The organism is Kitasatospora sp. NPDC001539 (assembly GCF_040298565.1).
Taxonomy (GTDB): domain Bacteria; phylum Actinomycetota; class Actinomycetes; order Streptomycetales; family Streptomycetaceae; genus Kitasatospora.
Map to the genome: position 1 here is coordinate 1 of NZ_JBEPAK010000237.1, position 10,967 is coordinate 10,967.

10 protein-coding genes are annotated in these 10,967 nt (G+C 76.2%); 5 read left to right on the forward strand and 5 right to left on the reverse strand.

What is annotated here, in order from left to right; all coding sequences use genetic code 11:
- Positions 1–36 precede the first annotated feature (36 nt).
- Positions 37–1,509 (reverse strand): lytic murein transglycosylase, encoded by a 1,473-nt coding sequence (locus tag ABT247_RS27200; protein ID WP_350747280.1) that lies wholly within the window; start codon positions 1,507–1,509, stop codon positions 37–39.
- 540 nt (positions 1,510–2,049) lie between these two features.
- Between ABT247_RS27200 and ABT247_RS27205 the strand changes: the two genes are divergently transcribed.
- On the forward strand, positions 2,050–2,463 hold the full coding sequence (locus ABT247_RS27205; RefSeq protein ID WP_350747283.1) for a hypothetical protein: 414 nt from the start codon (positions 2,050–2,052) through the stop codon (positions 2,461–2,463).
- A 142-nt stretch (positions 2,464–2,605) separates the two neighbouring features.
- Entirely contained in the window at positions 2,606–2,950 is a 345-nt protein-coding gene (locus ABT247_RS27210) for a hypothetical protein (RefSeq protein WP_350747285.1), read from the forward strand.
- Positions 2,951–2,997: 47 nt separating this feature from the next.
- Here ABT247_RS27210 and ABT247_RS27215 read toward each other — a convergent pair whose 3' ends face one another.
- The 3 genes from ABT247_RS27215 to ABT247_RS27225 all read right to left on the reverse strand — a co-directional run bounded on the left by ABT247_RS27215 (position 2,998) and on the right by ABT247_RS27225 (position 6,422).
- Positions 2,998–4,542: an alpha/beta hydrolase gene (locus ABT247_RS27215; RefSeq protein ID WP_350747287.1), complete on the reverse strand. Its 1,545-nt coding sequence runs from the start codon at positions 4,540–4,542 to the stop codon at positions 2,998–3,000.
- A 181-nt stretch (positions 4,543–4,723) separates the two neighbouring features.
- Positions 4,724–5,362, reverse strand: a complete 639-nt coding sequence (locus ABT247_RS27220; RefSeq protein WP_350747290.1) for an NAD(P)-dependent oxidoreductase — start codon at positions 5,360–5,362, stop codon at positions 4,724–4,726.
- Positions 5,363–5,393: 31 nt separating this feature from the next.
- Positions 5,394–6,422, reverse strand: coding sequence for an EamA family transporter (locus tag ABT247_RS27225; RefSeq protein WP_392901596.1), 1,029 nt, complete (start codon positions 6,420–6,422; stop codon positions 5,394–5,396).
- 110 nt (positions 6,423–6,532) lie between these two features.
- Here ABT247_RS27225 and ABT247_RS27230 point away from each other — a divergent pair, with 110 nt between their 5' ends.
- Positions 6,533–7,030 carry a MarR family winged helix-turn-helix transcriptional regulator gene (locus ABT247_RS27230; protein ID WP_350747297.1) on the forward strand — a complete coding sequence of 166 codons (498 nt, stop codon included), beginning with the start codon at positions 6,533–6,535 and terminating at the stop codon, positions 7,028–7,030.
- A 167-nt stretch (positions 7,031–7,197) separates the two neighbouring features.
- Here the strand turns inward: ABT247_RS27230 and ABT247_RS27235 are convergent, their stop codons facing one another.
- The gene (locus tag ABT247_RS27235; protein WP_350747300.1) at positions 7,198–8,028 is read right to left on the reverse strand and encodes a methyltransferase domain-containing protein; all 831 of its coding nucleotides are present in this window, start codon (positions 8,026–8,028) and stop codon (positions 7,198–7,200) included.
- Positions 8,029–8,056: 28 nt separating this feature from the next.
- On the opposite strand from ABT247_RS27235, the gene pdxR reads away from it, so the two are divergent.
- Together pdxR and ABT247_RS27245 are read left to right on the forward strand one after the other, a co-directional pair.
- Positions 8,057–9,571, forward strand: a complete 1,515-nt coding sequence (pdxR, locus tag ABT247_RS27240; RefSeq protein WP_350747303.1) for a MocR-like pyridoxine biosynthesis transcription factor PdxR — start codon at positions 8,057–8,059, stop codon at positions 9,569–9,571.
- A gap of 222 nt (positions 9,572–9,793) precedes the next feature.
- Positions 9,794–10,939 (forward strand): glycoside hydrolase family 3 N-terminal domain-containing protein, encoded by a 1,146-nt coding sequence (locus ABT247_RS27245; protein ID WP_350747306.1) that lies wholly within the window; start codon positions 9,794–9,796, stop codon positions 10,937–10,939.
- Positions 10,940–10,967: the final 28 nt, after the last annotated feature.

Here is a 10,967-nt window from a genome sequence, read left to right on the forward strand (position 1 = left end):
GGGTCGTACCGCCGCCGCTGGTCCTCCGGCCGGCGGCTACTTCTTCGTCGTGGCGGCCGAGGGCGACGGCGAGGCGCTCGGCGTGCTGCTCGGCGCGGCGGACGGGGTGGTGCCGGGGGCGCCCGGGGTGCCGCTCGGCGTGGGCGTCGGGCAGACGGGGGAGGCGGCAGGCCCGGACGGCGTGGTCGTGGGCGTGCCGGTCGGGGTCGCCGTCGGGGACGGGGCGCCGGTCGGGGAGGCGGTGCCGGTCGGGCTGGCGGTGCCGGTGGGCGTCGCGGTCGGCGTCGGGCTCGGGCAGGACGTGGGCGTGCCCGTCGGGGTGCCGGTCGGCGTGCCGGTGGGCGTGCCGGTGGGCGTGGTCGTGGGAGTGGCCGTCGGGGACGGTGTACCGGTCGCGGTGGCCGACGGGCTGGCGGAGGGCGACGGCGAGCCGCTGGGCGACGGCGTCGTGGTCGGCTGCGGGGACGCCGTCGGAGTCGGCGTGGGCGTCGCCGGCGTCGTCGTCGGCTGCGGCTCGGGGGAGGCGGGCGTGGTCGGTTGGACGCTCGGAACCGGGCTCGTGCCGTTGCCCGTGCTCCCGGTGCCCGGGACGCCGACCGGAAGGAGCGGCGTGGGCAGGGCGCCGGGCAGGATCGCGGTGCCGGGGTGGTCCGGGACGGTGCTGACCAGGCCGCTGCCGTAGTGGGCCATCCAGTTGCGCACCGTCCGCAGGTACTCGGTGGAGTTGTTGTAGCTGAGCACCGCCCGGTCGAGCTGGGCCGGGTCGGAGAGGTCGCGGCCGCCCGCACACAGGTAGCGGCCGGCCGTCTCGGCGGCGTCGAAGATGTTGTTCGGATCGGCCTTGCCGTCGCCGTCGGCGTCGGTGCCCCAGGACGCCCAGGTGGACGGGATGAACTGCATCGGGCCGACGGCGCGGTCCCAGCGGGAGTCGCCGTCGTAGCGACCGCCGTCGCTGTCGGGTATCGCGGCGAAGCCGTTGCCGTCCAGCACCGGGCCAAGGATCGGCGTCAGGGTCGTTCCCCGGGCGTCCACCTGGCCGCCGTCGGCCTGGCCGGACTCGACCTGGCCGATGGCCGCCAGCAGCTGCCAGGGCAGGTGGCAGCCGGGGCTGCGCCGGGCGATCGAGGACTCGGCCTGCCGGTAGGCGGCGAGGACGGTGGCGGGCAGCGAGGCACCGGTGGCGGCGAACGGGCCGGCCGACGGCGCGCCGGGCAGCGTGCCGGGCGGCTGGGGCAGCTGGACGGTGCCGCCGCCGTCGGCCGGGCGGCCGGTGCCGGGAGCGGCGGGGCCGCCGAACGGGGAGGCCGGCGTGCCGGACCCGTCCTGCGCGGTGGCGCCGCCCGGCGCCGGGTTGGTGTCGGCGGCCGCCGCGACCGGGGTGAGCCCGAGGCCCGACACCTGAGAGCCGGTCAGCGCGGCCAGCGCGGCGAGTGCCGCCGCCGTCCCCGTGACCCGCTTGCCGAGCCGTGTCCGCCGCCCGCCCCGAGCGCTGCCGAACTTCCCCGCCATCTGTCGCCCCTCCCCGTCGCCCGTCCGGACCGTCGTGGAACGGTGGGTCCTCGTCATCGTGCCCCCGCCCCGGCGGCAGCTGCCGCCGCGACGATTAGTATCACGACGATCTGACAGGGACAGGAAGACGGGGAGCCGGGCGGCTCCCACCGAGGCCGCGAACGCCGCAGTTCAGCGGGGGTCCCCCGGCCCGTACCGCTGCTCGCTCGGGTCAGCCCGACCACCGGCGACCGGCCGTCGCGCAGCCGAGTCCGCTGCCGCCACGGTGAGTTGGCCGAGCTTCCGGCGGAGGCACCCCGGCGCTGCCGGAGCCCGGTGCGGCGGACCGAAGCGCGGGGGTGGTACGTGGACGGCGCGTCGAGCTCCTGGCGGCGCCCGGAGGCGACCGCCCTGACCTGCCCGGATGCCGGCGCCGGTCCCCGACATGTCTAGCAGGGCCGGCCGGTCGGCACCAGGGGGCGTCCCCAACTCGGCCCGGGAAGGATGACGTTCACGTGAAAGTGGGCATGCCAGGAAAAGTCGTCCGGCATGCTGTGCCGCGTGACCATGCGAATGGAGGCCGAAACCGTGAGCGCGAACCTGCCGGAGACCGTCGTCGAGGGAGCGGTCGTCCTGCCGGCACCCCCTCGGGTGGTGGACGACCTGGCCCGTGACCTGACCCAGGCCGCCGCCGCCGTCCGGGCGGTGTCGCGTTCCGGCCGTTCCTCCGGCGGGGACGTCGCGGTCGCCGCCTACACCGCGGTGGTGTGCACCGGCCGTTCGGCCGCCCGCGCCCTGGAGGAGGCGGCCGCCTGGTGCCGGCAGGCCCCGGACGCCGAGGTCCACTCGCTGGCCTGGGCCCGGGTGCCGGGGCACCGGGAGGGCGTCCACGAGTACCGCGTCACCATGGCCGTCAGCTTCCCGGACGACGAGACCGGCGAGCACCTCGGCGACACCCACCACGCCTGGCGGTGAGCCCGCCGCCCGAGGGCCGGGGAGCCCCCGCCCCTCGGCCACCCGGCCCCTCGGCCACCCGGCCCCTCGGCCCGAGCCCCTCGGCCCGAGCCCCGGCCCCTCGGCCGGAGGCCGTGGCCCCCTGAGGCCGTATCATCGGCGCATGGGTGATGGGGGTACGAACGACGGGGTCGACGGCGGCGGCGCGGACGAAGCCGCCCGCCAGGAGGTGGGCGGCGGCGCGAAGGCCGCCGGGTCGGTTCCGGCGCCCGGCGAGGACGGCCCGGGCGACCTGTCGCGGACCGCTGCCGTCGCGGTCACCGTGCTGGCGATCCTGTGCGGCTGCACGGTGATGCTGGCGATGTTCAGCTGGCTGGGCTGGAGCGTCCCCGGTGTGGGCTGGATCGTCGCCAAGGCCGGGATCAAGCTGGCCGTCGGCGGCTTCGCCGGGCTGGCCGCGGCCGCCGCCTGGGCCCGTGCCAAGCTGCGGGCGGGCGGCGGTAGTTGACCGCCCGCCCAGGCCAGGTGAGCGGCGGCAGTTGACCGGACGCCCGTTCAGGCGGTCGGCGGGACGGGACAGGTGACGTCGTGGGCGGGCACCCTGCCGTCCAGCAGGTAGTGCTCGACGGCGTCGGTGACACAGGGGTCCGAACCGGGGTACTGGCCGTGGTTGCCGTTCCCCGTGACGGTGACCAGCTTCGAGCCGCGCAGCGCGCGGTGCGCGCCGAGCGCCGCCTCGTAGTACGTGGCCGGGTCGTGCAGGGAGTTGAGCATCAGGACCGGGGGCAGGTGGGCGCCGGTGACGGCGACCTCGGGCGCCGGGCCCGTCGGCCAGGCCGCGCAGACCGAGCTGAAGGCGAGCGTCCGCGCGCCGACGAGCGGGTAGCGGGCGGTGTTCTCGGCACCGCGCCGGATCCAGGTGCCGATGTCCTTGGTCCACGGGGTGTCGGCGCACGTCACCGAGAAGTACTCGGCGAGGAACTCCGGGCTGAGGTACTGGCCGAACAGCCGGCGGGCGGCCTGCTGGGCGGCCGGGTCGGCGTTCGGCCAGTCGTCCAGCGCCGTCAGCGCGCCGGCGAGCAGCGGGAAGGCCCTGTCGCTGTAGATCGCGTTGATCGTGCCGTTGTCCAGCTGATTGGGCCCGAGGGTCAACGACCCGTCGACGACGGGCCGCTCGTGCAGGGCGGCGCGCCGCTGCTCCCAGTGCGCCTGGACCTCCTCCGGGGTCGAGCCCCAGTGGTAGGTGCTGTCCCGGGCCGCCATCCAGGGCAGGAAGTCCTGTTCGAAGCGCCGCTGGAAGCTCATGGGCTGGCCCAGTTCGAACCGTTCCCAGCTGCCGTCGAAGCCGATGTTGCTGTCCAGCACCATCCGCTCGACCCGGTGCGGGAAGAGCGTCCCGTAGTAGGCGCCGATCATGGTGGCGTAGGAGGCGCCGTAGTAGCTGATCTTCTTCTCGCCGAGCAGGGAGCGGTAGAGGTCCATGTCGCGGACGGTTTGCTCGGTGGTCAGGTAGGGCAGCAGATCGCCGCTGTGCTCCTCGCAACCGGCGACCAGCTTGCGGGAGTTGGCGATCACGCGGTCGATCGCCTCGGGGGACTGGTCCCGGTAGTCCCCGGCCAGGAACTCCTGGAACTCCTCCGGGGTCTGGCACCGGGTGTGGGTGCTGCGGCCGACGCCGCGCTGGTCGAAGCTGACGATGTCGTAGGCGGCGGCGACGGCGGGGGCGCCCTGGACCAGGTCCATCGGGCGCAGCAGGCCCTGGCCGCCCGGCCCGCCGGCGGTCTCCATCAGCGTCCCCCTGCGCTTCGCCGGGTCGGCCACGCGGTGCCGGGAGACGGCGATGCTCAGATCGGCTCCGGCGCCGGGGCGGTGCCAGTCGCGCGGGACGGCCATGGTCGCGCAGTCCAGCGCGGGCTGCCCCTCGCAGGGCTGCCAGTCGAGGCTCTGGTGGGCGTAGCGGGCGGGCACGGCCCCGGCGTCGCCGGGGTCGCGGGCGGCCTCGGCGCTGGCCGTGGCGGGCAGGGCGAGCGAGGCCAGGAGGGCGGTGGCGACGGCGACGAGGGCGGCCGCGCGGCGGGTGCGGGATGCGGTGCTGTTCACGGGCACGATCCTGTCCCGCCCGGCAGCTGACGCACGATGACGCAGGGCCCCCTCTTCGAGGTGGTGCTGGGTACACCCCTCCCGGTGGAGGGGCGTACCCGGCGGCTTCGTCCCGGTGCCGGCGGCAGGCCGCCGGTGACCGAGCGGCGGGTGGTTCGGTAGCGGTTCGACGGCCGGTGGTTCAGTACGCGACGGTGAAGCGGGCGCGTCGGTGGGCGGGGTGCTCCGCCTCGTCGAGCAGGGCGACCGCGAGGTCCTCCATCGAGATCGCCGAGTGGCCCTCGGAGTCGACGAGCAGTTCGTCCCGGCCGAGCCGGAACCGGCCGGTGCGCGTGCCCGGTTCGAGTCGGGCGGCCGGGCTGAGGTAGGTCCAGTCGACCTTCTGGTCCGCGCGGAAGAGGTCCAGCTGCTCGCCGCAGGCCAGCGAGATCGGCCGGATCTCGTCGGGGAAGCCGGGGGAGTCGACGAGGAGGGTCCCGTCGGTGACCGGCACGGTCAGGCTGCCGGCGCCGCCGACCGCGATCAGGCGCACGCCCGTCCCGGCCAGACCGTCCAGCAGACCCCGGGTGGCGGCGGCCAGCTCGTGCTCGTGGCCGGGCACGGGACGGGTGGCGGTGACCACCAGGTCCTGTCCTGCGGCGATCCGGATGACGTCGCCGGGGTCGCGGGCGTCGCCGACGGCGAGGGTGACGGTGGACGGCAGGTCGTGCGGCTTGGCCGGGTCCCGTACGACGGCGGTGACCTCGTGGCCGCGGGCGAGCGCCTCGGCCACCACGCGGCTGCCGACGTTGCCGGTGGCGCCGAACACGGTGATGCGCATGCGGGGTCCTCCTTGGACGGAAAAGTTGATGTCAGCGGGTGTGCGGTGCGGTGCCGTCGCGCAGGGGCGACGGGATCGGGGGCTGCCGCACCCTCGCGGCGGCGGCCTCCGCAGCGGCGGGGGCAGCACCCGAGCCGACGGCAGTAGCGCCCGGAGCCGGGGCCGGAGCCGGATCTCGAGCCGGTGCCGGCGGCAGGGCCGCGGTGCGCGGACGCTGGGTCTGGGCGGCGATCAGCGAGCCGAGCACCACCACCGCGCCGAGCACCTGAAGCGGACTGAGGTCCTGCCCGAGCGCGAGCCAACCGGTCGCGGTCGCGACCACCGGGCTGAGCAGGGAGAGGAAGGACAACGAGGTCGGTGGCAGGGCCCGCAGCCCGCGGAACCACACCGCGTAGGTGAGGGCCGCGCCGATCAGGCAGAGGTAGGCGTAGCCGAGCACGTTGTCGAGGGTGTAGTGGGTGGGCGGGGCGCCCTCGCTCAGCAGGGTGACCGGCACCAGTAGCAGGCCCCCGGCGGTGAGTTGCCAGCCGGTGGTGGCCAGCAGCGGTGCGGGGGAGGCCCAGCGCTTGGAGAGGACGACGCCGAAGGCCATCAGCACCGCGCCGCCGAGCGCGGCGGCCACCCCGAGGGCGTCCAGCCGGGCGTCGGCGCGCAGCACCAGCAGGCTGACGCCCGCCACGCCGGCGACCCCGGACAGCACGGTCCGCAGCGTGAGCCGGTCGCCGAGCAGTGCTGCGGAGAGCGCGGCGGTGACCAGTGGCTGGACGGCGCCGACGGTGGCCGCGATTCCGCCGGGCAGGCGGTAGGCGGCGACGAAGAGCAGGGCCTGGAAGCCGCCGATGTTGAACGCGCCGAGGACCAGTGCGCGCCACCACCAACCGCCCTTCGGGAGGGTGCGGGTGAGGGCGATCAGCAGCAGTCCGGCCGGGAGGCAGCGGATGACGGCGGCCAGCAGTGGCCGGTGGGGCGGGAGCATTTCCGTGGTGACGAGGTAGGTGGTGCCCCAGACGGCGGGGGCCAGGGCAGTCACCAGCACGATGGCGAGCCGATTTCTTAGCACTAAGGAAATGTATCTCAGCACTAAGGCATCGTCGGCGGCTCCTGCGGGTGACATGGCTCACAGTTACCTCACTGCTAAGGAACTTCGTCGGCGTCGCCTACTCTGGGGCGGTGGCAGATCATGTGGACCGCGTTGTCGCGCAGTGGGCCGTCGAGCGGCCCGAGCTGGACGTCTCCCCGATGGAGGTGTTCGGCCGGCTCAAGCGCCTCTACCGCCTGGTGGACGCGGAGCTCAACCGCACCTTCGCCCGACACGGCCTGGACGCCGCCTCCTTCGACGTCCTCGCCACCCTCAGGCGCAGCGGCCCGCCCTACCGCCTCACCCCCACCCGTCTGATGCAGTCCGCCATGGTCACCTCCGGCGCCATCACCCAGCGCCTGGACCGCCTGGAAGCCCGCGGCCTGGTCACCCGCACCCGCAGCGACCAGGACGGCCGCAGCCGCGACGTCGAACTCACCCCGGAGGGCCACGCCCTGATCGACCGCGCCCTGCCCGACCACGTCGCCGGCGAGCACCGCATGCTGGCGGGCCTGGACGACGACCAGCGGGCGGCGCTCGTCGACGCGATGCGCGCCCTCCTCGCGCACCTCGGGGACACCTCCGGCTGATCGACCGCGTCCCGGCCCCGCTGTGGCCGCCCGGCCCCGGCCGGCTGCACCTCGCCCCCCGTTCCGGCCCGGCCGCGCCGCGCCGCGCCGCGACGTCGACCGGCGAACTGCGCGGGCTCGCCGACCCCTGGTACGGCCGGGGCGTCCCGAGCGCCCGGGCGCGGGCCCTACGGCTTGACCGCCACGGCCTTGAAGAAGGTGTAGTGGAAGGTCCCGCCCGGCTCGGCCGCCCGGCGCAGCTCCGCGATGCCGCGGTCGAAGGCCTCCGCGGTGGCCAGCCCGGCGGCCAGCACCTCCGCCCGGACGGCCTCCACCATCGCGACGAAGGTTCGCAGGGTGAAGCCCTCCACCAGAGCGGGTCGGCCGCCGTCCGCGTAGACGGTGCGCGGGCGGACCGCCACCTCCGCGAACCCGGCGGCCGTCAGCAGCGGGTACAGCCGGCGGCCGATCAGGGCGTCGCCGCCCGCCGCGGCCTGGAGCCGGACCAGGTGGTCGACGGTACGGCGGGCTGCCGCGCTCTCCGGGTGGAAGAAGGCCGAGCCGTGGTCGCCCTCGATCACGGTGATCGTCCCGCCCGGCCGGAGCACCCGGCGCAGTGCCGCCAGGCCGGCCGCCGGGTCGGGCAGGTGCTCCAGCACGAAGCACAGGAAGACGTGGTCGAACGCGCCGTCCGGGAAGGGCAGTCGGTGCAGGTCGCCGTGGTGCCAGGAGACCCGGGCGGCGGGCGCCTGGGCGGCCACCCGGGCCCGCGCCTGGTCCAGCGACTCCGCCGAGAGGTCCGTGGCGGTCAGCAGCACGCCCGGGCTCCCGGCCAGCAGGTGCACCGTCTGGGCGCCGACCCCGCAACCCGCCTCCAGCACCCGGCTGCCCGCCGGATAGGCGGTGCCGGCGTGCAACAACTCGGCGAGGGTGTCGGCCTGGTCGCCCAGGCGCTGCGCCTCGGCGTCCGAGTAGCCGTGGACGTACGGGGCGGCCCGGGTGTGCGCTTCGGTGGTCATGGGGCAACCCTCGCGCCACTATGGACCGGTGAACAGGTCCAAAGGCGAGGCTGACGACAGGTCCAAAGAGCTCGGGGCGGACTTCCTCCAGCTCGACGCCGCCGAGGCCCCGACCGGCGGCCTCACCGAATGGCTGGCCCGCCGACTGCGCGAAGCCGTCGCCGACGGGCGGCTCCCGGTGGGCAGCCGACTGCCCGCCAGCCGGGTGCTCGCGGCCGAACTCGGCGTCTCCCGAGGGGTGGTGACCGACGCCTACCGCCGACTCGGCGAAGCCGGGCAGGTCTGCGGGCGCGGCAGGGGCGGCACCGTGGTGGTCGCGGCCCCGGCGCCCGCCGCCGCGCCCGCTCCCCGCCGGCCGGCGCCCGTCCTCTTCCGTGACGGCCCGGACGCCGAGGTGTTCGACCAACTGCGCGCGGCCCCCGCCCGGATCGACCTCACCCCCGGCCTCCCCGACCTCGCCGCCTTCCCGCGCGCCGCCTGGCTGCGGGCCGAGCGGGCCGTCCTCGACGGCCTCGCCGCCCACCACCTCGGCTACGGCGACGTCCGCGGCGCGCCCGCCCTGCGCGAGGCCGTCGCCCACTGGCTCGCCCGCAACCGGGGGATCCGCGCCGACCCGGAGGAGGTGCTCGTCGTCGCCGGGACGGCCCAGGCCCTCGCCCTGCTCGGCCGTGCCCTCGGCCGCCTGGGCATCACCGAGGTCGCGGTCGAGGACCCGGGCTCGCTCGGCGCCCGCCAGCACCTCGCCCACTGGCTCGCCGCGACCCCGCCCGTTCCCGTCGACGCGCAGGGCGTCCGCGTCGACGCCCTGCGCGCCACCGGAGCCCCGGCCGTGCTGCTCACCCCCGCCCACCAGTACCCGACCGGGGTCGTCCTCGGCGGGGAGCGACGCCGCGAACTGCTGGGCTGGGCGCGCGAGGGCGGGCTCGTCATCGAGGACGACTACGACGCCGAACACCGCTACGACCGCCCGCCCCTGCCCGCGCTCCGGGCCGCCCTGCCGGAGCAGGTCTGCTACGCCGGCAGCATCTCCAAACTGCTCGCCCCCGCCCTGCGCACCGGCTGGCTGCTGGTGCCCGCGCGGCTGCGCGACGCCGTCCTGGAGGCCAAGCGCTTCGCCGACCTCGGCAACCCGGTGCTGCCCCAGCTGGTCCTGGCGCGGCTGATGGAGTCCGGCGAACTCGAGCGCCACCTGCGCCTGTTGCGCCGCCGCCACCGCCGGCGCCGGGACGCGATGATCGCCGCCGTCCGCGCCCACCTGCCCGGCGCCACGGTGCACGGCGCGGCCGCCGGCCTGCACCTGATGCTCACCCTCCCCGAGCGACCGGGCCGCAGCGACACCGAACTGGCCACGGCCGCCCTCGCCGCGGGCGTGAAGGTCCAGCCGCTCTCCTGGCACGCCCGCCTCCCCCAGCCACCGGGCCTGGTCCTCGGTTACGCGGCCCGTTCCCCGGCCGAGATCGACGAGGGCGTGGCCGTGCTGGGCCGACTGGTCCGCCACGGGGCCCGCCGGTCCGCCACCCCGGGCCCTCGCCGAGCCGGCTGAGCCCCGCCCCGTACCGGTCTGCTCCGTCGTCGGCGGACGCCGGTTCACCCGGACGGGTGCGGCGCGGCAGACCGGTCGCCCCGCCGGGGGATCCCGCCGGCTCCGGCCGTCGGCGGGGCGGGCGGCGGAGGGGCCGAGGTGGGGGGCTTCCGCGGGGATGCCGGGCGCCGGGGCCCTGGGTACGCTGACGGACCGTATGCCGCTCCTCACCCTGGAGGCGTGATGGCCGCGTTCCGGCGGATTGCCCGGCTCGGGTCGGTGCTGCTGGTGCTCGGGGCCGTGCTGGGACCGGTCCCGGCCGGGTCGGCCACGCGTGGCGGCGGGATTCCCGGGGAGAGGACCACGGCGGTGGCCGGTCAGGACGAGGACCCGTACCAGCTCGCGGGACGCCGGATCGTGCTGTCCTACCCGGGCCCGACCCCGCCGCCGGAGACCCTGCGGGCCATCCGGGAGGGGCGGGCGGCCGGGGTCATCCTGTTCGGCGAGAACGTCACCGGCCCCGAACAACTTGCCGAGGCCGTGGCCCGGTTGAAGGAGGCCGCCGCAGCGGCGCGGCATCCGCGACCGCTGCTGCTGATGACCGACCAGGAGGGCGGCAGGGTCCGCCGGCTGCCCGGCGCGCCCGAACTCTCCGCCCGCCGCACCGGATCGGCCCCGGACCCGCTCCTCGCCGCCGTGGACTCCGGGACGGGCGCCGCGGCAACGCTCACCGGCGCCGGGCTGAACGTCAACCTCGCGCCGGTCCTCGACGTGTACGACACCCCGGACAACTTCATCGACCACTTCGAGCGCTCCTTCGGCCAGGACCCTTCCCGAGTGGGCGCGTTGGGCAGCGCCTTCCTGGCCGCGCAGCAGAGCCGCGGGGTCGCCGCCACCGCCAAGCACTTCCCCGGCCTCGGCTCGGCCGCCCGCGACGAGAACACCGACGCGCGCCCCGTCACCCTCCCCGTCCCCCTGGCGCAGCTCCGCAGCCGCGGCGAGGCCCCGTACCGTGCCGCCATCGCGGCGGGCGTGCGCCTGGTGATGGCCTCCTGGGCGATCTACCCGGCTCTGGACCCGGACCGGCCGGCGGGCTTCTCGCCCACGGTCATCCAGGGCGAACTGCGCGACCGCCTCGGCTTCGGCGGCGTGACCATCACCGACGCCCTCGAGGCCGGCGCCCTCACCCCCTACGGCGACACCGGCACCCGGGCCGTCTCCGCCGCTGCCGCCGGCATGGACCTCATCCTCTGCTCCGCCCGCGACCCCCAGCAGGGCGAGGACGCCACGGAGGCCCTCGCCGCCGCCCTCGGCTCGGGCCGCCTCGACCGCGCGGCCTTCACCCGGTCGGTCACCCGGGTCGACGCCCTGCGGGAAGCACTGCGCTGATCCGCCGGACCCGTCGAGCGCCCGCAAC